Genomic DNA, 20,733 nt, shown 5'->3' with positions numbered 1-20,733 from the left:
TTTGAATATTTTATTTATTTAGATGAATTGAATATTTCTTTTACCGTAGAGTAGAAAGGAGGTCGCAGGAGCATTTCGTCTTTCAATCTAGTAAATGAACGATAAGTACAGGGAAAATGCGGCTCTATGTATTGAGTGATTATTCTCCAACATTTGGTGATTTAACCGTTTATTATCAGTTATAATGGTAAGTAAGGGAGGTGGGGTGATGAAGCCTAAACCGATTTATGTGGAGATTGATATCAATCGTGAGCTAGATGACGTTTGGACATATACACAAGAACCTACTAAGCATGTGGAATGGGATATCAGATTCTCAAGCATTAACTATGAAGAAATACTGGATGATGACGTGCAAACTTTTACATATAAGCGAAATATACCACCATTTTTAGAAATAGTAGGGTGGGGGAAAACAAGAGGGAGCGTAGATAGGGATGGAAAAAAGACTTCATCGCTTCATTTCGGTACAGATTATTCGCTTTCGCCAATAAGGGAAGGTAGAGGATACTGGAAATATGAACCTAAAGGAGAGAATAAGACATTATTTATTACCCAATATGACTATAATGTCCCATTAGGTAAGTTTGGTATGTTGCTAGATAACTATTTTTTCCGACCTTTATTAGGATGGTCAACAGCCCTTAGTTTCGATGTATTGCGAAGATGGTTAGAAAAAGGTGAAAGTCCAGGGGCGCAATATCGCAATTTTATCATTCACTGGATTGTTACGTTTCTCTTTGCTTTTATATGGATCTATCACGGTTTGGTTCCTAAATTGATTACGCAACATCCCCTAGAGGTGCAAATGATTACCGATGTAATGCCAGTCTCATATGCGCATGCGAAAACATTGATGGTAATTGCAGGTGTAGGTGAGATTGTCTTTGGCTTGAGTTTTTTATTCATTCAGCGAAAAGGGAAGTTGTTTATAATAGCCCTTTTACTTTTACTTGCTTTAGGTATAGCGGCAATTGTCGGAATTCCATCTTTAATGACTGCCCCCTTTAATCCTTTTACGTTTAACACTAGTTTAATTATACTTGCCCTGATTGGGTGGTTAAGTTCGACTCATCTACCGTCTGCTAAAAATTGTAGGAGAGTGAAAAAGCGCAAATGACTATGTATGAGCAAGTATTAGGTGAACAGTTTGAAAGATTACATAAGAGAATGCAACAAAGATATCGTTTCAATCAGGCAACTTTTATAGGAAAAGGGAAAATGGATATTGTTGAAAACAAATGGTGGCTACGCCCTTTTTTATATTTAGCGACAAAAAGACGCTTAATGTTCCCTGAACATGGTAAAAATATTCCGTTTGAAGTGAAAAATACGTTGAATGTAGAAAAAAATGAAGTGTATTGGGAGCGGAAGTTTTTCATTGGTGGGAAAGTGCGTTATTTTGATGCAAACATGAAGTGGAATGAACAGACGAGAGTAGTGGATGATTTTTTAGGTTATCCTTCACCTCTATACTCATCACTTTGTTTTCAAGTACAACCTTGTGGTGGTTTAAAGATTGTGTCGGGTCGGCAAGCGTTACTTATTGGTAAACACGAGTTAGAAATCCCCTCTTTCTTACAAGTAAAAGCTGAGGTGTATGAACAATTCGATGAGAAGATTGACCGGTTTCGAATTAAAGTAAAAGTAAGGAATCGGCTTATAGGTACATTGTTTACATATGAAGGGACTTTTATTGATGAATAGACAGAAAAAAACATTACTTATCCTATACCTCATTTTATTTATTATTACATTTATCGTATCAATCGATAGTGGCTATTTTTTACTTTTGACCGTGGCACAAATGATTTATGTTCCGGCAATGATCTTGCTTATTGTTGAGAAAGGGGATTGGATAGATAGATACGGATGGCTATTCATTACAATGGGTGTCATTTCGGTTTTTATACTAATGGTTTTCACTTCAAGTGAGACCAATTGGATTTTCTCTACAATTTACCTGATTTATACGGTTTTCTTCTGTTTTTATGGGATATGGCGCTTTCTAAACCGGGGGTTCACTCACTTTGAAGAATTTTTGATTGATGTTGGTTTGATTTATTTAGCAATTGGTGGATTATGGACATTTGCTCATTATAATGGAATTGATACTGGTTTTTCCCCTATGATTACTTGGTTAACGAGCATCCATTTTCATTATGCTTCTTTTTTATTACCGGTTTTTGCTGGTTTTTTAGGTCGAGTACTAAAAGGGAAGCGAAGGGGTTTTTACTACTGTAGCACAGCCATCCTTATTGCACCGCTTCTTCTTGCAATCGGCATTGCTGTTTCTTATTGGTTAGAAGTAGTGTCAGTCTTTCTTTATATATATGGAATCTATGGCTTGATTTATTATGCATTAAGCGCACGAATTCATAGATTGTTTCACAAATCCTTGGCTGTCATTTCATTTGCTTCCTTAGGTGTAACCATTTTATTTTCTGTTGCCTATATCATTAGTCGATATGGTGGGAATGAGGGGATGACTATCCCTTTCATGCTTCAATTTCATGGAATAACGAATAGTATCTTTTTTGCTTTATGTGGTTGCTTAGCGTGGTTTTTTATCCGACCACAAAGTCGTTTCGTTAAGCATCATATCCCACTGAGTCATGTGAGAGGTGGCGTGGTGGTTGGTGAAGAAGTGTTAACTAAAGTGAAAGACAGTAGAAAAGTAGATGGACTTGTTGAAGATCTACAAAGTTATTCATCCCATTCGATTCCAAAACCATACCAAGATTTTTATGAACATACGAGCGAGTTTCGCTTGTTTGCAACTGTACAATGGGCTAAATGGTTTAAACCATTTGCTTTCTGTTATTACCAAGTGAGCCGTTTCGTTAAACAAATCCATTTACCCCTGCATAACAATAAAATAGAAATGAACGGTGAGTTGGTATCGGTCTCATCTAAAGTCGATGGGCGAACAAATCCCCGAGCATGGTTGAGAAAAATTAACAATGACGTTTGCTTTATTGCTTTATATTCAGCACATGAACATTTAGGGAAAAAATATATGAATATAAGTCTACCCCTTCCTTTCTCTGCTATGACCGGTATTCTTTCACTGAAGATGGATAAAGAGAACTTAGTATTAACTAGTTTTCAAGAAAACGAGCAGTCGCATGAAGGAATATATTTTCAATGGAGAAATCACTTTTTCCGTTTGCCTTTAAATGAAAAATTTACGATGTTTGTTTCAAAAGATGGCAAGTTAATGGCGAATCATCATATGTGGATATTCGGAATCTCTTTTCTATTTATCTCTTATGAGATTGAAAATAGGCAGGAAAAAAATACTAAGAGTAGAACTATATTATCATGATTAAATGATCGGTTGCTAAAGAGGGCCATAAATGGGTGAGATGTCAGCAAAAGGATTTCGTATGTTAGATGGGAAGAAATAATAACAGAATGTAAAGAAGAAAAAAGGTGATGAAAGGAATCATCACCTTTTTCTTACTTTTGTTTGTTAAAAGCTTCCTTCACATCGCCGAACTTTTCTTTAACTGTTCCTTTCACTTGATCCATCTTACCTTCAGATTTTTTTGATGTATGATTTGTACTATCACCATATTCTTCTTTCATTTTTCCTTTTACTTTATCTTTAAGACCATCCATTTGCTCTTTGTTCATTTGTACCACTCCTTTTGAAGTTTGTTACATTTATTCCCTTTATCAAAAAACTGAAACCTTTTTCTTCGATTATTCGTTTATGAAACTGATAAACTATTAAAAGAGACAACTTTGTGTGGAAGGGAAAAGAAAAAGTGAAGATGGTGAAAGTTTTTAGAGCGTTTGTATTTACGCTCATATTTATTATTATTCTATTGTTAATTATCCAATATTTATTCGGTTCATTATTTAAGTATAAAGATGTACCTTTACCAGTTGAGGTTCATCCCGAAGTAAGAGCTAAGACAGAACAGCTAATCACATCATTAGAAGACAAAGGAATCAATATATTGATTACAGATGATTATCGCAGTTTACATGACCAAGATGAGCTGTATGCAAAAGGGCGATCTGAAGAAGGAGAAATTGTCACACATGCCAAAGGTGGAGAATCGTATCATAATTATGGGTTAGCTGTTGATTTTGCACTAGTCACAAAAGGTGGAGAAGTAGTGTGGGATATGACATATGATGGGAATGGGAATGGACAAGCTGACTGGGATGAAGTAGTAGCAGAAGCGAAAAAGTTAGGATTTGAATGGGGTGGGGATTGGCAGCATTTTAAAGATTACCCGCATTTACAATATGACTTTGGCTTATCGATTAATGAATTACAAAGGGGGAAAAGACCTCCTGAAGAAGAATAAATATCGTTAAGGGGGCTTGAGTGTATTGGATATAGCTGCTGTAACTAAAGAGGAAGGCTTTGACTTGCATTTGCATACGACTGCTTCCGATGGTGAACTAACTCCTCTTGAGTTAATACAATATGCTGTTCAAAAAAGATTAAAGACCATCAGTATTACAGATCATGATACGATTGATGGTGTAGAAGAGGTGTATAGCATCTCCCACAATCTCCCTATTCATCTCATTAGAGGGATTGAGCTATCATCAACATATAAAGATAAAAGAATTGATATATTAGGTTATGGTATTCATCCGACTAATAGTCTTAAAAAGAAACTGGCATTTATTTATGAAAGTCGGTTAGATCGTGCCAACAAGATGTTAAAACTGTTAAACTTTTATGGAGTGCCTATTAGTATGAAAGATATAAGGAAACAAATGGCAGGAGAGCTTATTTGTCGACCCCATATTGCCATGGCTATAGTCGAAAAGGGCTATGCATCGTGTAAGAATGATGCTTTTCGGCGCTACATCGGTGATGATACGCCAACACATGTTCCACTCGATACGATGTCTGTGGAAGAAGCGATTGCCACGATTCATGAGGCGGGTGGACATGCTGTGCTAGCTCATCCGCGCCTCATAAAAGATGATCAGTTAGTGTTAGAGCTACTGCATTTAGGTCTCGATGGTATCGAAGTTTGGCATCGCAGGCATACAAGTAAGGATGTGAAAAAATACAAAAGAATGGCAAAAAAATATGAGATCCTGCAAACTGGAGGATCAGATTTTCATACATATGCCCACTATTTGGGTGAATTTGGTTTTAAGCGATAAAGGAATAATGGAGGTTTGTTATGCCTATTTGTCAAAATTGTCATCACAAGTGGAGTTGGACGCAAACATTTAAAAGGCTATTTACTATGAGAAGAACATTAAAGTGTATGTACTGCGGGGAAAATCAATATCAAAGTGTAGCTTCAAAAAAAGTAACTTGCTTTCTACCGCTCGTTTCCTCATTTATTATCGCTTTTATTTATCTGTTTAACCCTTCGCAAACCATTGTCTATCTATCCAGTGGCTTCGTATTTATCATTATTTGTCTTCTCATGCCTTTTTTTATCCGTTTCATTAATAATAATGATGTAATGTAATGAACTAATTAAGAACGATAATTTTGCTTGCTATGATGATAGGGTAAATACCATTTCATCATAGCTTTTTTTCATTTCCAGTGGCTTCGTCCCTTAAAAGCGCTCTTTAGGTATATGTTTCAATTTTATCTTTCAAAGACTTGCCTATAGCAAAGTCGAGATACAAGCATAAATTAATATTAGATAGAAAAAAGTGCTATGGTCTAGTAATTGAAAGGAAAGGGAGTGAAGGGATGAAGATCATGACAATTTTGGGGACAAGGCCCGAAATTATTCGCTTAAGTTTAATCATAAAAAAACTCGATCAATTAATTGATGAACATCTTATTGTCCACACCGGTCAAAATTTCACAAATGAATTAAGCGATATCTTTTTTAAAGAACTAGGCTTAAGACAACCTGATTATATATTAGCAACAAAACAACAATCACTTGGGAAACAATTAGCAAAAATGTATAGCGAACTAGAAGGCATATTACAAGATGAGGCACCAGATAAAATCCTCGTATTAGGAGACACTAATAGTGGACTCTGTGCCATTCTAGCTGAGCGCATGGGTATTCCAGTATACCATATGGAGGCGGGGAATCGTTGCTATGATTTAGAAGTGCCTGAAGAGAAAAACCGCCGTGTAATTGATGCGATTTCAACAATTAATCTACCTTATACACCAGGAAGTAAAGAAAACTTATTAAGAGAAGGGGTTGCCCCACAAAGAATCTATACTTCAGGCAATCCGATTAATGAAGTCATCCAACACTATTCAGCACAAATTAATAAAAGTAATATTTTACCCTCACTATCACTACAAAAAGGAAATTATTTGTTACTTACTGCACATAGAGCTGAAAATGTCGACCATCAAGAAAGACTGCTTGAGATATTAAATGGCGTTAATCAAGTAGCTGATCATTTTAATAAACGTGTTATTTGCAGTATTCATCCCCGCACAAAATCCAAAATCGATCACCTTACCGATTTCGTTCTACATCCATTAGTCGAATTCCATCAACCATTTGGTTTTTTTGATTTTGTACAACTTGAGAAAAATGCTTTCTGTGTATTAACGGATAGTGGAACAGTCCAAGAGGAATGCTGTTTATTCTATATTCCAACTGTTACGATCCGCCATACAACAGAAAGACCTGAAACATTAGCCTGTGGAAGCAATATGATTTCTGGTATACATGCAGAAAGAATTCTTTCCTGTGCAAAAATTATGACGAGTCAGCCAACAAACTGGAAATTGCCTGAAGGCTACGAAGCAAATGATGTTTCAGATAAAGTAATCAAACTACTATTAGGGGGACTGACAGTTGTTTAAAGATAAAATCATCTTAGTAACCGGCGGAACAGGGTCTTGGGGCTATGAACTCGTCGAGCAATTACTATCCTATCAACCGAAAGAGATAAGAATACTTTCTAGAAATGAGTCTAATCAATTTTCAATGAAGGAAGCATTCGATCATCATCCTTCATTGCATTTTTTAATTGGAGATATAAAAGAAAAGGAAGCAATGATTGAAGCAACACAAGGCGTACATTATGTTTTCCATCTTGCAGCACTTAAGCATGTTCCTGTATGTGAAGACCAACCGATTGAAGCTTTAAAATCAAATGTGATTGGAACGCAAAATGTCATAGATGCAGCAGTTATTAATAAAGTAGAAAGAGTTGTATATATATCCACAGATAAAGCTTCTAATCCGTCGAACTTTTACGGTTTATCTAAGGCGATGGGGGAGAAATTGATTATCCATGCCAATACATTAAACTCGGAAACAAAGTTTGTTTGTATAAGAGGTGGAAACGTACTCGGTACAAATGGAAGTGTCATCCATGTGTTTAAGAGACAAATACAAGAAAAAGGTAAAGTAGGCATTACCGACCCTCGTATGACAAGATTCTTCTTAACAGTAGAGGAAGCGATAAAATTGGTTTTTAAAGCAACCTTTGAAAGTATTGGTGGCGAAACATTTGTAATGAAAATGCCTGCATGCAAAATTACTGACCTCGCTGACTTATTAATTGAAGCATCAGGAAAAACGAATATCGGAACAGAAATCCTTGGAGTTAGACCAGGAGAAAAAATCCATGAACTCTTACTATCTGATTATGAAAGTACAATGACCGTCACATATGATGATGAATACTATGTTATCCTACCCTCTATTCATATCGATGGTTTGAGGGCTTATTATAAAGATTATCAACCGATTAATCTAGAAGAATATAATTCTGGTCAATCGTTAATGGATAAAGAGGAGCTGAGGAAGATGTTGAAGAAGGGCGGGTTTATTTAAAATGAAATTATTAATTTTGGGAGGGAAGGGCATGGCAGGTCACATGCTTGCCTCCTATTTTCATGCTTATTCAACGTTTGACGTCTATATAACTTCAAGAGAACATTCAGAAAATGATCATCAACTATATTTAGATGTGACCCGTACAACTGATGTAGAAGCGGTTATTGATAAGGTACAACCAGATATCGTTATTAATTGTGTTGGTATCTTAAACGAGCATGCAAGTGCTAATACAAAACTTGCCTTTCAAGTTAATAGTCTGCTGCCACAATCGTTGGCAAGTATTATGGAAAAAAGGGGAGGCCGTCTCATCCATATTAGTACGGACTGTGTGTTTTTAGGCGATAAGGGAGGTTATTCTGAAGAAGACATAACAGATGGCACATCTATTTATGCGCAATCGAAGCAATTAGGTGAAGTATCTTCCCCCCCACATTTAACTGTCAGGACATCAATTATAGGTCCTGAGTTAAAGAAAGATGGCATTGGCTTATTCTTATGGTTTATGAATCAAACAGGTACCATAAAGGGTTTTAGTAATGTGTATTGGAATGGCGTAACGACTTTAGAATTAGCGAAAGCGATTCATCAGATGATTAAGGAGGATATACAAGGACTGTATCATCTTGGTATGCCTCAAGCCGTTTCTAAATATGAGCTCTTGTCTTTAATAAAAGAAGTATTTCACAAAGAAGATGTATCGATTATCCCTGATGATGAAGTAAAGTTGGATCGAACAGTGCAAACGGTAAGGAAAGATTTCTCCTATCGATTTCCAACATATAAAGAAATGCTCAGTGAGCTTAAAACAGAGATGAAAAGAATGAAAGAAAGAGCATAGTCGTGATTACTCATACAGAAAAAAACGAACAATTCCATTTAATCGATAGAATTTGTTCGTTTTTTATGTTTAGCGTCTCCTTTTTTAAAACGTCTCCGTTTATTCGCATTCAGATGGCATGGATAAGAAATTTAGCGAATCAAACCGGATTACTTGTTTACTAAAATTCAATTATTCATGCTGTTTTTTCTTATCGTCTGATGATAGAAGGGGGAGACTTGTTTAATTGTGTTTGTTAACGACCAGTAACTAGGAGCGAACGCAAATGCGCTCATACCCCAAACTTTTTCTGATCTTATCTTCACGTAGTAAGAAAGAAATTTGTTGAGCTAGTTTCTTTGAGTCTCCGCTCGGTATAAGAAAACCTGTTACACCATCTTCAATCATTTCTGGTTTACCTCCTACATCACGAGCGATAATAGCTAATCCTGATAATTGATAAAGGCTGGTTTTCTGAGAGGGTGATAAATAAACACATAGTGAAGAACAGTTAGTTAATGACTCTCGATGTGAATGTTATTACATAAGATACGCTTCATCCATTAGCTACCTATGTTTGTGTAACTCGCCTTACGGATTCATATCATTCTACACTCCTTCTAGGCATCATCTTCATAAAAAAGCTCCTTACATGAAGTTAGCTTTTGTTTTTCATAAATTGATAGGTTTGTAGTAATCCATTATCGATAGCATGTTGTGATACCCAATTGAGTTTCTGTTTGATTTTTTCCGGGGAGAGGCAGCTATCTTTTATATCTCCTTGGCGACCGGTAACATATTGTTTTTTGATCGGTTTGTTATGAATTTGAGAGAGTTTTTCAATGATTTGATTAACTGAAGTCTTTAAACCTGTGCTCACATGAAAGGTATCATTTGTGACTTGTTTACTAGCAGAAACATTTGCAAGAACGATATCGTCGACAAATATAAAGTCTCGTGTTTGTTCGCCATTACCGTGTATATTAAGTGTTTCCCCTGCTAAAATCTTTTCCAGGAAAACAGCAATAACACCACCTTCTCCTTTTGGTGTTTGTCTAGGACCATACACATTGCCATAGCGTAAAATCGTATAGGGTAATTGATATAAATGGTGGTAAAGGCGGATATAATTTTCTGCTGCATATTTTGACATACCGTAATAGGAGATTGGTTGAGTGGTATCTGTTTCATGAATAATATCTTCTGATGATTCTCCATAAACAGCTGAGGTAGATGAAAATATAAATTGCTTGACTTTTGCTTGAACACTAGCTTCTAGAAGATTGATTGTACCAACGATATTAATATCTGCATCTACAGTTGGATATTTGATGGATTTTGTTACATCTGCTTGAGCAGCAAGGTGAAAAACAAGATCAGGTTTTATTGTAGAAAAGTGCTGCTTTATTGTCTCGCTTCTTATATCACAATCAAGAACGATTGACTCAGGGTGGAGATATTTTTGTGTGCTAGATGAGAAGTTATCAATCACATATACTTTTGCTCTTTCTTTTATAAAGTAGTCCACTAGATGTGAGCCAATAAATCCTGCTCCTCCGCTAATAACAATATTCATGATTGTTCCTCCCTAAGTTTGCTTTGTCTTCAAGGCTTTTTGGTAAACGGCAATAACACTATCAATGGCTGGAGTTAAACGCCAATAATCATGGGCGAAATGTTTGGCACGTATACCGAGATTATTCAAGAATGCTGGTTCTTTTAAGAGATAAGCAATCGTTTCATAAAGTGGGTAGGCGTTTTTTGGAGGCACTAGCATGCCAGTCATTCCATGTTGAATCATCTCGGGGACACCCCCAACTTGACTTGCGATGACGGCTTTCCCGGAAATTTGTGCTTCAATAACAGATAAAGGTTGGTTCTCAATTAACGTTGGTAAAATAAGCATATCTGACTGTTGCAGTAAGGCAGGGACATCATCTCGTTGCCCTAGAAAGACTATCTCTTTCTCTAGTCGTGCTTGTTTAACAAGTTTTTTCAAATCGTTTTCTTCAGGACCGCTCCCTACAAGCCAGCATACCCAATCACGCCTTGTTTCCTTAAGCATTGCAAGTGCTTCAATAAGAAACCTAACCCCCTTGAACGGCGTGAATCTACCTGTGAAAATGATCACTTTTTTATTGCGTGGCTTTTTCATATTGGTTGTTTCCTTAGCGCTAGCGGTAAATGCATCGATATCATAGCCGTAGTGTAAAATGTTTAATTGCTGTTCAGATACATCGAATTGGGATATCAGTTTTTCATACATCCATCGGTTTGCAACAATGGTGCAGTCGCTAGCTTCAGCTCCTTGTTTTTCGAGTTGACAGAAATATTCAACCCCTTCTATGGAGCGATTTTCAATTTGACCATTATAATGGGCATCAATAATTTCTTGAGCTACACATCCATGCATTGTTGTAACCGTTGCAGTTTGAGGGTATTTTAATCGATTGACCGCTATGGAAGAGAAAATATCTTGGGCATGTATAACATGATATTCGCTAAGGTCGATTTGTTTGAAACAATTTATATATATGTCTAATAAGGAAGAATAAGAGCCAATAATTGGATCCTTACTCTCAGCCATAGGTGGTGGTCCAGTAGGCGTAGGAATAAAAATATTACGATTAATCACCGCAAGCGCTTTATGATCTTGAGTAAAGCCAATGATATCAACTGTATGACCAAGTCGTTCATATCTATTCTTTAGTTGGTTCATATATTTCCATACGCCACCAACGTGCGGAATTTGCCAAAAGGTTGCAAAAAGAATCTTCATATATTCCTCTCCTTTGTGATTGTCCACATTATATGTATATGCGGTCCGCTATTATCTGTTATAGACGGGTATACCTGCTAAAACCTTATACAATATGAAAATAGAAAGCTGTGTTCAAATTAAAGTGCGAACAATATATGTTTAAAACATATATTGTCCGTGGTTTGCTTTATTCACAAATTAGTCAGAATATGCTGCTGCATAGAATGTTTCTGGGCCTGTTCGAGTTGGAAATAATACGACCCCGCCTGCTACATTGATTGTTGCGCGATAAATTGGAAAAGTCGTTTGTGCAATCGGGTTGTAATCGGCACCATTGAAGGATAATACAGTAGTTGAAGCTAATCCAAGGCCTGCAACTGCTAATGTTTGTGTCGCTGAATAAATAAGAGATGGCGTTCCATTTACAACGCGATAAACGTTTACGACAATCGGTGTTAACACTGTAGCTAAGGAAGTGAATGCAGCGCTGATAGAAAATGTTACACGAGGATTAGTCCCTGCACCAGCTAAATTCAAGCCTAATGTACCAAATAATGTTGGTGTAGCTGTCACAGGAATACTAATTTGACCATTTGCTGTTGAGTTTTGTGAGCTTTGTGAATCTAAAAATGTTCCCATTATATTCACCTCCTTTGCTTGTCAGTTAGTAATACATTATGTGCATGGCGTACGAGGTGCTTGGACAAGTTTTACCATTTTTTTAAAAGAATTGAGCCCAAACAAATAGACAAACTCTTCATATGCTATTTAGTAAGTTGTTCGAAATGGAGAGTGAGAGGGGCAATATGGGTAAAGGGAAAACGATCCTTATTACTGGTGCTGGTGGGTTTACGGGTCGGCATGCATGTGATTTCTTTCATAATCAAGGTTATCAAGTATATGCATTAATGAGGAAAAAGCCAAACTTATCATTACCATATAAGGTGATCATTTGTGATTTATTATCACTTGAACAAATTGAAGAAGCAGTAAATGTCAGTAAGCCTGATTATATTTTGCATTTAGCTGGGAGGTGTAATGTTTCTGATTCATGGGAACATCCAGTTGATGTATTGAGTGTTAATACAATCGCAACAGTCAAATTAATAGACGAAGCTAGAAAGCATGTGGCACACTGTCGCATCCTTATACCAGGGTCAGCATTAGAATTTGAACCGAATCAATTAGACACGCTAAAAAATCCTTATAGTCTTAGTAAAACCATACAAGTAATCCTGGCAAAGTCATGGATTCAGCTCTTTGAAAGCCAAGTCATCTTAGCCAAACCAACAAACTTAATTGGTCCAGGGAATTCGACGGGTATTTGTGCCATTTTAGGTCAACGAATTGCAGAATTAGAAGCAAAGCATTCCTATGATAAAAAAGAATCTATAGAAATTGCTGTCAATGCCAAAAGAGATTTTCTCGATGTAAGAGATGCAATAAAAGCGTACGAATTGTTGTTAAGAAAAGGAAAAGTAGGGGAAGTGTACGAGATTTGTTCAGAAACATCTTATACACTTCTTGAAGTGATGGCTATTTACAGATCTCTTACGAATGAACATATTCATATAGAAGAAGTGGAAGAGTTACGACCATCTTATGTCGCATCAATGAGTGCACAAAGCTTAAGAGATTTAGGTTGGGTGAGGAGCTATTCTTTAACACAATCATTAAATGATGTGTTAACTCACTTTAGGAATAAGATAAAGAAGGACGTGTAAATATGAAGCCACTAGTTTCGGTCGTTATTCCTTTTTATAATTGCCAATATGTCGATCAAGCAATTGAAAGCGTATTACAGCAAACTTATAAAAATATTGAATTAATTGTTGTCGATGATGGTTCAACTGAATACGTAAACTTAGTGCAAGCTTATAAAAATAAACTAACCTATATTTACCAAAGAAATAAAGGAACGGCTGCTGCGTTGAATACGGGAATTAAAGCTGCTAAAGGGAAATATATTGCCTGGTTAAGTGCCGATGATTTATTTGTACATGAAAAGATTGAAAAACAAGTAGATTTTATGGAAAATCGTCAACTGAGTATGAGTTTTACAAACTATGATATTATCAATGAAAATAATGAAGTGGTGAATAAAAACTTAACGATTAATTTTCTATCTACCAGTCATATTTATGAAACCTTTTTATACTATAACCCTGTAAATGGATGTACAGTCATGATAAAAAAAGATGTATTTAATGAATTGGGCTATTTCAATGCTCGATATAAATTCACTCAAGACTATGATATGTGGTTAAGGGTGGTCCTTGCCGAAACGTCAATAGCATTTATAAATGAAAGTCTGACAAAATATCGCGCCCATAGCAATTCAACATCAGCTAAAAATCAGCCGGCAATGAAAATGGAAATACGTAAACTCGAAGCGATTTATCGGAGAAAATTAAGGCAACTTTTAAAAAAGTGGAAATGAAAAGATACTAGTTTGCATAGTCACTTGGATGAATACATGTCAAATGGACACTCCTAAAAAAGGGAGTGTTTTCTATTTTACATAAAACTGATTGTCGAGTAAGTAAAATTCTAGCCGAAAGACATTTACTTTAAAGGAAGTTAAGATATCTAGTTATACTATAGAGTAAAAACAGCATAAGAAAGAGCCAACATGAGGAAACGAATTGAGCAGTGTATGGTCCTGCTCAATTCGTTTCCTCATGTATGATTATTTTTACAATCTTGTTCGTTTCATCTCTTAAGAGGCTAGTTGCTACGTATTCCTTAACGATGGTATGACGTTCACATAGAAAAACCGTGTAAAACCGATTTCTTTTATGAACAACTTTCAGTTGCTTACTAATGTACTTGTCATCATTTTCTTGAAATTTTGAGCATAAAGCGAGGGGTGAAAGTTCGTTTTTACATGCGATACTGCATTATTAATAATCGTTTGTCTGAGAGCTTGGTTTTGAATCAGTTCGACCCCTTCTTTCACAGCTTCTTTTGGGTTACCAATTTCATAGTATTTGCCGGTAATATTATGAGTAACAGCTGTTCTTATACCGCTAGAATCAGTTGTGAGTATCGGGCATCTACAACTCATTGCTTCTAATGCTGTTAATGGAGCACCTTCTATTTTTGAGGTCGAACAAAGAAATCCACCAGAATCACTAATCATTGAAAAATAGTCAGCCATATTCTCATTAGGAATATTCGGTAATAATGTTATGTTTTTTTCTAAATGGTACTTTCTCATCGCCTTTAAAAACTTCTCTCTATCTTCAGGGAAAGATAAAGTTGGATCTTCAAAAAGGTAGACTTGTAGCTGGTTGCGTAGCTTCCTTTTTAGTAAAAAACAAATGCTCAAAAATTCTTGCCAGTTTTTATTATCCTCAATTCGCCCAACCCAACCAATAATTGGTTGGACAAAACTTTTTCCAGTCGCTTTATAGTTGAAGTTACTGCAATCAAAGCAATTATTAAATTCATACTTGGGGACCTTTGGGAATATCTCATTTAATAATACGGAAATATGGGGAGTCCTTGGATTAAGAAAACCATCAATATCATTCTCCGCTAATGTTTTACCAAGAAAAAAACCATTTCTTGTTTGTTGTATCGACCCATAACCTTGGATTTCAACAAAGATTTTACCTTTGTATCCACTTTTTTTGATAGCAGGAACCATTTTAAAATCGGAAGTTATGACAATAGCATCATATTGATGTTTCTTTATAAGCTTAATAATTTCTGCTTCATCGCTTTTAATAAATACAGGATTATAGTGTTCATTTAAATAATTTCTACGATTTTCATAATATAGAAAATGACAATTGATTCCTACCTCCTTTAAAGCAATACTTCTTTGTCTATTTAAGGTTTCGACTCCTCCACTTGGTACATAGAATATAAATAATACTTTCAAGATGTACTCCTCCTATCACATTTACCCTTTAATTATAAATATGCGCAAGTCTCACATGTGGTTTGGACAATACGTCTAGAAAGAAAGAACGGAGTGCAGTTAATTTATGGATAAAGTTTCAGTCGTAATCCCTTTTTATAATTGTCGATATATTGGTGAGGCAATTGAAAGTCTGCTTGCACAGACATATGGAAATATCGAGATTATTGTCATTGATGATGGCTCCACATGTCATCTTGATAAACTTGAACCATATAAAACAAAAGTTACTTATTTAAGGAAGGAAAATGGAGGGACAGCTACAGCTCTTAACGCAGGGATTCAAATCGCAACTGGTAAATATTTTTGTTGGCTTAGTGCCGATGATAGCTATAAACCAACAAAAATAGAAAAACAAGTAAAATATATGGAAACATATGGTGTAAGAGCTTGTTATAGCGGTTGTGAGACAATTGGGAAAAGTGATACACAGTTAGATGCGAATTTTAATCAAACGTATTCATTGAGAAGTCACTTCTTAAAAGCTTTATTAGAAATATGTTTTATTCACGGTTGTACAGTCATGCTGCGTATGGATTTATTGCGCGAAGTTGGTCCGTTTGATGTCAGTTATAGATATACACATGATTATGAGATGTGGCTGCGCATTGGTTTAAGTGAAAACTTTCATTACATCGCGGAAAAATTGGTGAATTATCGTGTACACGAGGAGATGGGGACAGTTCATCATCAAAAAGAGATCAAGCGAGAAGTTTTCACTATTAAGAGACAATATCACAATCATGTACAAAAGAAAATTATAGAATTAAGAAGAGAAGGACATTAGGGGGAAAATATACCTGCCAACAAATGATATATCTGGGCAGGCAGGTATGATGAAAATAAGTTAATCCAGCATATGTTTTTATCCAACAAGTTCTGACTGTAGATAATAATAAAGTAAATCGTAAGTTTGGCGAATACTCTTTTCATGCGTGCGCTCAAAAGCGTGAGAAGAGTCAATACCTGGTCCGATTAATCCGTGAATAATATCAAATCCGGATCGAATAGCGGCAGATGCATCGGAACCGTAGTATGGATAAATATCTACCTTATAACCGATTTGATGTTCTTCTGCAAGAGAGACTAAATGTTTACGCAATTGATAATGATAAGGGCCGCTAGAATCCTTCGCACAAATAGAAACTGTATATTCATCAGTTGTCTGTCCATCACCGATAGCGCCCATATCGACAGCTAAATACTCTACTGTTTCGTCAGTAATATTTGAATTGCCTCCATAACCAATTTCTTCATTATTTGAAATGAGGAAATGAGTGGTATAAGGTAGTTCAATACGACTAGTAACGATATCTTTAATTAATTGCAGTAGAATAGCTACACTTGCTTTATCATCTAAATGTCTAGATTTGATAAATCCAGCATTGGTTATTTCCACTCGTGGATCAAATGAAACAAAATCTCCAACGGCAATTCCTAGTTTCTTAACGTCTTCAATCGAGTGGATTTCCTCATCTAAACGTACTTCCATATTATTCATATTTCTTTCCGCAGTACCAGCATCTTTATAGACGTGAACAGAGGTTTGATGCATGAGGATGGTACCACTATATCTTCTTCCATCTGACGATTCAATTTGACAGTATTCGCCTTCAATAGAGTTGTAACGAAACCCACCAATGAGATCAATTTTTAATCTTCCACTCGGTTTAATTTCCTTAACGATTGCTCCTAATGTATCCACATGTGCAGTTAACATCCTATGTTGGGAATGGTCTTTTCCAGTAATTGTTGCGATTAGACCGCCTTTGCGATTTTTCTTTGTTTGTACTCCCAGTTCATGCAAATAATGCTCAACGTATGAGATTACTTCATATGTATTCCCTGATGGACTAGGGATGGAAACTAATTCTTTTAATAATTGCAGTGTTTCTTTCGTTTGAAAGTTAGTCAAAATTGTGTTCCCTCCTATATGTTTTATTGTCTATTATTATACGCTTTTTTTCTGTGTCTGAACATGCCAGCTTCTTTATTGTTTTTGTGATTGAGATTCTCTTTTTTTAAGTTCTTGTAGGGCAAGAATTTTTAATGAAAGAATTTCTTCTTCACTGAAATGTTGATTGACGGTGTCCATTAATTCCTCCTTATCTTTCTCCGTCAACCCTTTTTTTAGTTTAGTAGAAAGATCTTTGATGTCTTGATTGGTAAAGGTTTGTGTTACTTTAGTTATAGCTTCTGATCTCGTTTTTATCGGTAAGTCTGTTTTACTTAAATTCATTGTTGCAATCTCGTCTTTTTCATTTATATATGACTGGATTGAAGGGTCGTTTAATAATATTTGCATGTCTTCTTCTTGAATAGTGTCAGCCAGTCTAGTCGCTGCATGATAAGAAACTCCCTCTAGCACTGCAAAACAAATAAGTATGGCGGTGAAAATCGTTGTTAAACTTATGAAAGAAATAAATATGATTTTCTTTCTAGACATGGAGAGCTCGCACATCCTTTTCTATATCTTTTAGCATATTTTAACATTAATTTAGCGTGTTGATGTACAAACTATTTAAATCTTTTATTATTTTCTCAATATTAAAGTCCCTTAATAATGCTTGACGAATTTCTTTCATTTCTACAATGTTTTTTTCATGTGTCATCAATTGGGAGATGTCATTTTTGATATTCCGTTGATGAATAGGTTGATCTGCATGATGATCTGCAAAATGACCATATTTCATCTTTTCCCAGTTTTCTTTTGTCACGATTCCACTATAACCTTTTGCACCTGCTGCTATAACAGGAACTTCACAGCTTATTGCTTCCATTGCTGTTCTTCCGGTTCCTACAACCACATTAACGGAACGGTAAAAGGGACGTAAATCTTGTTGTGAGCCTAATAAATGAACGTACGGTGTTGCTCTTTTCCGGTTCATCGCTTTAATCATATTGTGAATTTGTTTCGTTCTAAAACCTTCCCCAGCAACAAGGGCGTAAAGGTTTGGCTGTCTCAATTCTTCAATTGCTTTTAACAGGCGCATGCAAATATCTGCTTTATCGAATTCTAGCCGGCTGGCGTAGAAGACGACAAACCCTGTGTCTGGGATGTGAAGGTTTTTTCTTACAGTTAAATCAGATTGATCAATATAATCATTTCCATCTATACCATTTGGGATGAAGGTAGATGACAGATTATATTGATGAACTAATTGCTCTTGAACTAATTGGCTCACAGTAATAATTTGATTACATTTTGGCAGTATTTTTAATAATTCTTCTCTGCGGTTGTATAGGCCATGAAGGGTGTAGACATAAGGGATGTTAAGTTTTTGGGCCATATGAAGTAATACAATACCGGAAAAAACTTGATGACAATGAATGAGATCAATTTGATGGTTGTGAATGATTTCTTCTATTTTTTCCTGTAATTCCGTAGATTTATCGTCAAAGGTGGTCGGAATATTTACCTCATAGACAGGAATGTTCTCATGTTTAAAATTGTCTCCTAACACGCCGGTTCTCCCGATTACAACGATCGTATAACCGATCGCTTTTAATGCTTTACTAATTGTGAATAAATAGGTTACTGTACCGTTTGCTCCTAAGTGATCAGCTACCATTAAAATGGATTTCATCTTAACACTTCCAATCATGTTTTTTACATTATATGTGGGATGATGGAAGAATTATTAGAAAAAAGGCGTTTGTACTGGGAAACTCGTCCATTCAGTTATAGAAAAACGACATAAGATAGTTAGTGATTAAGGAGTGAAGGGAGGGTATTACAATATGTTATGTACTGACTCTAAGAAAAAACAACGTTATCTAGATGGTAAGAAAAAAGAAAAGTTTGAGGGTTGTGGAAAACCATCTCATAACAATGACTGTGGTGATGACTTCTGTAATTTTGAAGGACTAAGAGATGAATTAAGACGCTTAGTCGGAACTTTTGTAGAAATTGAAACAACAGGTGGACCAGTAGAAGGTGTATTAGCAGCAGTGAAAAAAGACTATGTTGTTGTTACTGATGGCACTTCAACTTTCTTTGTTCCATTTAGAAATATTCAATCAGTTATAAATTTAAGTTAAGGAGGGGTTATATTGTCTAGAGGGTTTTCTGGTTTAGCACCAACTATTGCAGAAGAACTTGAAGGTTTCATTGGACGTACTATCACTGTAGTAAGTAACTTTTCTTCGCAAACGGGCGTCCTTTTACGCGTAGATGATGGTTCACTTGTGTTAGCTCGTGTCGTAACTGGTTATTACACAAATGAAACGGATGAGATCATTATACCGTTATGTAATGTAAGTTATGTAGAGTTACCAGTAATATAATGATGACTTAAAACCTTCGAAGGTCTTTGCCTTTGAAGGTTTTCTCATTCTTCTTTGCAGCAGGGATATATATAATCATGCAAAAATGAAACTTTATTAATTTCATCTTCGTCTTCATATTACATTTTTATTTATTAGAGCGATGTGAAAGAGGTTATATGATGGAAGAAAGAAACAGTAAATCTATATCATTTAATCCGATTTTCCTTATTGTATTAAGTTGCTTTGCTGTGAAGTTCATCATTACATATTACACCAGTTTTGATTGCCATTCGAAAGTCTAAAACTACAACAAGTCCCAGTCTTGATTCATATCCCTGGTGTGAAAACAGGAGATGATCCTACACCTATCGGCGGTCAGTTGGATATCAGGCCAGCACTTTTACATTTATTAGGGATTGAAACCCGGTTTAGGTACAAATTTATTAGCGAAAGGTCATTTTTAAACTTACTTCATTGCGAAATGGCGATTTTATCTCGACTGATATAAGTATGATTAATCAGCGTTATTATGATAGTAAAAGTGGGAAGAAGATATCGTATGAGGAGGAATTTGATTAACTGACACAAGCCGCGAGAGAAAAACTGAATCTTTCTGATGAAATATTAACAAAAGATTTATTAAGGTTTTATAATCCATCAGGGTTTACACCTATGAATCGTGAGGATTATCAATATGTTTATGAGCGAGAAGTAGAAAGTTAAAGTATTGAATGTGCACTTAGAGATAAAATATAGTAAACGACCTAAAATCAATGTTATACTTCATACATTGAGAAATCGATTAAGGGGGAAAAAAGATGAGCGAATGCAAATTGGATCACACAATGACAGATGTAAAAAATAAATATATGGATCAGAAAACGTATTTGCCTAAGGATTTTCATGCAAAGTTCGACCTGTTTTTCCAAGAAGAACATAGCCAAGAAATTTTAAACGATGTATTTCACTTATTAAAGAAATACGATTTAGCTAATCAAGAGGAGCAAGAAACGAGAAATAACCGTCTTCAGTTGATTTTAAGAAATGTTTGAAGGTAAAGAGGTTGGGACATAAGTATGCTAGCTAATGATTTATCCGAATGATTAGGAGTTCTAGCATCTAATCATTCGGTTTTTTTGTGTGATTTGAACCCTTATATGAAAAGAATAGTGAAATGGAGCGGAAG

Annotated in this window: 23 protein-coding genes and 1 pseudogene; 15 read left to right on the top strand and 9 right to left on the bottom strand. The window is 35.6% G+C overall.

Translation table 11 applies throughout. The features are described from left to right. Positions 1-208 precede the first annotated feature (208 nt). The 3 genes from H9655_RS05805 to H9655_RS05795 are packed head-to-tail and all read left to right on the top strand — an operon-like array spanning position 209 to position 3,328. Positions 209-1,120: a DoxX-like family protein gene (locus H9655_RS05805; RefSeq protein WP_191811861.1), complete on the top strand. Its 912-nt coding sequence runs from the start codon at positions 209-211 to the stop codon at positions 1,118-1,120. Further along, positions 1,117-1,707, top strand: coding sequence for a DUF4166 domain-containing protein (locus H9655_RS05800; RefSeq protein WP_191811859.1), 591 nt, complete (start codon positions 1,117-1,119; stop codon positions 1,705-1,707). The genes H9655_RS05805 and H9655_RS05800 overlap by 4 nt, the downstream gene beginning before the upstream one ends. Beyond that, positions 1,700-3,328 carry a YndJ family protein gene (locus H9655_RS05795; RefSeq protein ID WP_191811857.1) on the top strand — a complete coding sequence of 543 codons (1,629 nt, stop codon included), beginning with the start codon at positions 1,700-1,702 and terminating at the stop codon, positions 3,326-3,328. The genes H9655_RS05800 and H9655_RS05795 overlap by 8 nt, the downstream gene beginning before the upstream one ends. Before the next feature lie 134 nt (positions 3,329-3,462). On the opposite strand, the gene H9655_RS05790 is transcribed toward H9655_RS05795, so the two are convergent. Next, a complete protein-coding gene (locus tag H9655_RS05790; protein WP_191811855.1) occupies positions 3,463-3,639 on the bottom strand; it encodes a CsbD family protein in 177 nt (58 codons plus the stop codon). A 113-nt stretch (positions 3,640-3,752) separates the two neighbouring features. Here H9655_RS05790 and H9655_RS05785 point away from each other — a divergent pair, with 113 nt between their 5' ends. From H9655_RS05785 to H9655_RS05760, 6 genes are all read left to right on the top strand, one after another. Beyond that, the gene (locus H9655_RS05785) at positions 3,753-4,325 is read left to right on the top strand and encodes a M15 family metallopeptidase (RefSeq protein ID WP_404826075.1); all 573 of its coding nucleotides are present in this window, start codon (positions 3,753-3,755) and stop codon (positions 4,323-4,325) included. A 25-nt stretch (positions 4,326-4,350) separates the two neighbouring features. Then, a complete protein-coding gene (locus H9655_RS05780; RefSeq protein WP_191811853.1) occupies positions 4,351-5,145 on the top strand; it encodes a PHP domain-containing protein in 795 nt (264 codons plus the stop codon). Between the two features lie 20 nt (positions 5,146-5,165). Further along, positions 5,166-5,462: a TIGR04104 family putative zinc finger protein gene (locus H9655_RS05775; protein WP_191811851.1), complete on the top strand. Its 297-nt coding sequence runs from the start codon at positions 5,166-5,168 to the stop codon at positions 5,460-5,462. Between the two features lie 233 nt (positions 5,463-5,695). Further along, on the top strand, positions 5,696-6,787 hold the full coding sequence (gene wecB / locus H9655_RS05770; protein ID WP_191811849.1) for a non-hydrolyzing UDP-N-acetylglucosamine 2-epimerase: 1,092 nt from the start codon (positions 5,696-5,698) through the stop codon (positions 6,785-6,787). Continuing rightward, positions 6,780-7,766, top strand: a complete 987-nt coding sequence (locus tag H9655_RS05765; RefSeq protein ID WP_191811847.1) for a polysaccharide biosynthesis protein — start codon at positions 6,780-6,782, stop codon at positions 7,764-7,766. Before wecB ends, H9655_RS05765 begins: the two co-directional genes overlap by 8 nt. A gap of 1 nt (position 7,767) precedes the next feature. Then, positions 7,768-8,610 (top strand): dTDP-4-dehydrorhamnose reductase family protein, encoded by an 843-nt coding sequence (locus H9655_RS05760; RefSeq protein WP_191811845.1) that lies wholly within the window; start codon positions 7,768-7,770, stop codon positions 8,608-8,610. A 249-nt stretch (positions 8,611-8,859) separates the two neighbouring features. Here H9655_RS05760 and H9655_RS05755 read toward each other — a convergent pair. The 4 genes and pseudogenes from H9655_RS05755 to H9655_RS05740 all read right to left on the bottom strand — a co-directional run. Further along, positions 8,860-9,036 (bottom strand): annotated as a pseudogene (locus H9655_RS05755) (glycosyltransferase); the annotation flags it as partial. Between the two features lie 211 nt (positions 9,037-9,247). Next, the gene (locus H9655_RS05750) at positions 9,248-10,165 is read right to left on the bottom strand and encodes an NAD-dependent epimerase/dehydratase family protein (RefSeq protein WP_191811844.1); all 918 of its coding nucleotides are present in this window, start codon (positions 10,163-10,165) and stop codon (positions 9,248-9,250) included. 12 nt (positions 10,166-10,177) lie between these two features. Further along, positions 10,178-11,368, bottom strand: a complete 1,191-nt coding sequence (locus tag H9655_RS05745) for a glycosyltransferase family 4 protein (RefSeq protein ID WP_191811842.1) — start codon at positions 11,366-11,368, stop codon at positions 10,178-10,180. Positions 11,369-11,548: 180 nt separating this feature from the next. Further along, positions 11,549-11,989, bottom strand: coding sequence for a hypothetical protein (locus H9655_RS05740; RefSeq protein ID WP_191811840.1), 441 nt, complete (start codon positions 11,987-11,989; stop codon positions 11,549-11,551). Positions 11,990-12,156: 167 nt separating this feature from the next. Between H9655_RS05740 and H9655_RS05735 the strand changes: the two genes are divergently transcribed. Next, positions 12,157-13,074 carry an NAD-dependent epimerase/dehydratase family protein gene (locus H9655_RS05735; protein ID WP_191811837.1) on the top strand — a complete coding sequence of 306 codons (918 nt, stop codon included), beginning with the start codon at positions 12,157-12,159 and terminating at the stop codon, positions 13,072-13,074. Positions 13,075-13,076: 2 nt separating this feature from the next. Further along, positions 13,077-13,790, top strand: coding sequence for a glycosyltransferase (locus H9655_RS05730; protein ID WP_191811835.1), 714 nt, complete (start codon positions 13,077-13,079; stop codon positions 13,788-13,790). 369 nt (positions 13,791-14,159) lie between these two features. On the opposite strand, the gene H9655_RS05725 is transcribed toward H9655_RS05730, so the two are convergent. After that, positions 14,160-15,239 carry a glycosyltransferase family 4 protein gene (locus H9655_RS05725; RefSeq protein WP_191811833.1) on the bottom strand — a complete coding sequence of 360 codons (1,080 nt, stop codon included), beginning with the start codon at positions 15,237-15,239 and terminating at the stop codon, positions 14,160-14,162. A 106-nt stretch (positions 15,240-15,345) separates the two neighbouring features. Here H9655_RS05725 and H9655_RS05720 point away from each other — a divergent pair, with 106 nt between their 5' ends. After that, entirely contained in the window at positions 15,346-16,065 is a 720-nt protein-coding gene (locus tag H9655_RS05720) for a glycosyltransferase family 2 protein (protein WP_191811831.1), read from the top strand. Between the two features lie 78 nt (positions 16,066-16,143). Here the strand turns inward: H9655_RS05720 and H9655_RS05715 are convergent, their stop codons facing one another. The 3 genes from H9655_RS05715 to H9655_RS05705 all read right to left on the bottom strand — a co-directional run bounded on the left by H9655_RS05715 (position 16,144) and on the right by H9655_RS05705 (position 18,865). Further along, positions 16,144-17,166: a M42 family metallopeptidase gene (locus H9655_RS05715; protein WP_404826080.1), complete on the bottom strand. Its 1,023-nt coding sequence runs from the start codon at positions 17,164-17,166 to the stop codon at positions 16,144-16,146. Between the two features lie 102 nt (positions 17,167-17,268). Continuing rightward, a complete protein-coding gene (locus tag H9655_RS05710; protein ID WP_191811827.1) occupies positions 17,269-17,724 on the bottom strand; it encodes a hypothetical protein in 456 nt (151 codons plus the stop codon). A 46-nt stretch (positions 17,725-17,770) separates the two neighbouring features. Next, on the bottom strand, positions 17,771-18,865 hold the full coding sequence (locus tag H9655_RS05705) for a glycosyltransferase (RefSeq protein ID WP_191811824.1): 1,095 nt from the start codon (positions 18,863-18,865) through the stop codon (positions 17,771-17,773). A 154-nt stretch (positions 18,866-19,019) separates the two neighbouring features. Between H9655_RS05705 and H9655_RS05700 the strand changes: the two genes are divergently transcribed. The 3 genes from H9655_RS05700 to H9655_RS05690 all read left to right on the top strand — a co-directional run bounded on the left by H9655_RS05700 (position 19,020) and on the right by H9655_RS05690 (position 20,599). Further along, the gene (locus H9655_RS05700; protein ID WP_191811822.1) at positions 19,020-19,319 is read left to right on the top strand and encodes a DUF2642 domain-containing protein; all 300 of its coding nucleotides are present in this window, start codon (positions 19,020-19,022) and stop codon (positions 19,317-19,319) included. Positions 19,320-19,331: 12 nt separating this feature from the next. After that, complete coding sequence (locus H9655_RS05695; protein WP_191811820.1) at positions 19,332-19,565, top strand: hypothetical protein; 234 nt, start codon at positions 19,332-19,334, stop codon at positions 19,563-19,565. Positions 19,566-20,365: 800 nt separating this feature from the next. Continuing rightward, the gene (locus H9655_RS05690) at positions 20,366-20,599 is read left to right on the top strand and encodes a group-specific protein (protein WP_191811818.1); all 234 of its coding nucleotides are present in this window, start codon (positions 20,366-20,368) and stop codon (positions 20,597-20,599) included. Positions 20,600-20,733: the final 134 nt, after the last annotated feature.

The sequence above is a fragment of the Cytobacillus stercorigallinarum genome, assembly GCF_014836495.1.
GTDB lineage: Bacteria > Bacillota > Bacilli > Bacillales > Cytobacillaceae > Cytobacillus > Cytobacillus stercorigallinarum.
Note: the sequence above shows the minus strand (reverse complement) of the source record. Positions and strands in the feature narration are given on the sequence as shown.

Bases quoted from the DNA above. Each gene is read 5' to 3' on its own strand.
- H9655_RS05805 (WP_191811861.1), top strand. From the start codon at position 209: ATGAAGCCTAAACCGATTTATGTGGAGATTGATATCAATCGTGAGCTA.
- H9655_RS05800 (WP_191811859.1), top strand. From the start codon at position 1,117: ATGACTATGTATGAGCAAGTATTAGGTGAACAGTTTGAAAGATTACAT.
- H9655_RS05795 (WP_191811857.1), top strand. From the start codon at position 1,700: ATGAATAGACAGAAAAAAACATTACTTATCCTATACCTCATTTTATTT.
- H9655_RS05790 (WP_191811855.1), bottom strand. From the start codon at position 3,639: ATGAACAAAGAGCAAATGGATGGTCTTAAAGATAAAGTAAAAGGAAAA.
- H9655_RS05775 (WP_191811851.1), top strand. From the start codon at position 5,166: ATGCCTATTTGTCAAAATTGTCATCACAAGTGGAGTTGGACGCAAACA.
- wecB (WP_191811849.1), top strand. From the start codon at position 5,696: ATGAAGATCATGACAATTTTGGGGACAAGGCCCGAAATTATTCGCTTA.
- H9655_RS05760 (WP_191811845.1), top strand. From the start codon at position 7,768: ATGAAATTATTAATTTTGGGAGGGAAGGGCATGGCAGGTCACATGCTT.
- H9655_RS05750 (WP_191811844.1), bottom strand. From the start codon at position 10,165: ATGAATATTGTTATTAGCGGAGGAGCAGGATTTATTGGCTCACATCTA.
- H9655_RS05745 (WP_191811842.1), bottom strand. From the start codon at position 11,368: ATGAAGATTCTTTTTGCAACCTTTTGGCAAATTCCGCACGTTGGTGGC.
- H9655_RS05740 (WP_191811840.1), bottom strand. From the start codon at position 11,989: ATGGGAACATTTTTAGATTCACAAAGCTCACAAAACTCAACAGCAAAT.
- H9655_RS05735 (WP_191811837.1), top strand. From the start codon at position 12,157: ATGGGTAAAGGGAAAACGATCCTTATTACTGGTGCTGGTGGGTTTACG.
- H9655_RS05730 (WP_191811835.1), top strand. From the start codon at position 13,077: ATGAAGCCACTAGTTTCGGTCGTTATTCCTTTTTATAATTGCCAATAT.
- H9655_RS05720 (WP_191811831.1), top strand. From the start codon at position 15,346: ATGGATAAAGTTTCAGTCGTAATCCCTTTTTATAATTGTCGATATATT.
- H9655_RS05710 (WP_191811827.1), bottom strand. From the start codon at position 17,724: ATGTCTAGAAAGAAAATCATATTTATTTCTTTCATAAGTTTAACAACG.
- H9655_RS05705 (WP_191811824.1), bottom strand. From the start codon at position 18,865: ATGAAATCCATTTTAATGGTAGCTGATCACTTAGGAGCAAACGGTACA.
- H9655_RS05700 (WP_191811822.1), top strand. From the start codon at position 19,020: ATGTTATGTACTGACTCTAAGAAAAAACAACGTTATCTAGATGGTAAG.
- H9655_RS05690 (WP_191811818.1), top strand. From the start codon at position 20,366: ATGAGCGAATGCAAATTGGATCACACAATGACAGATGTAAAAAATAAA.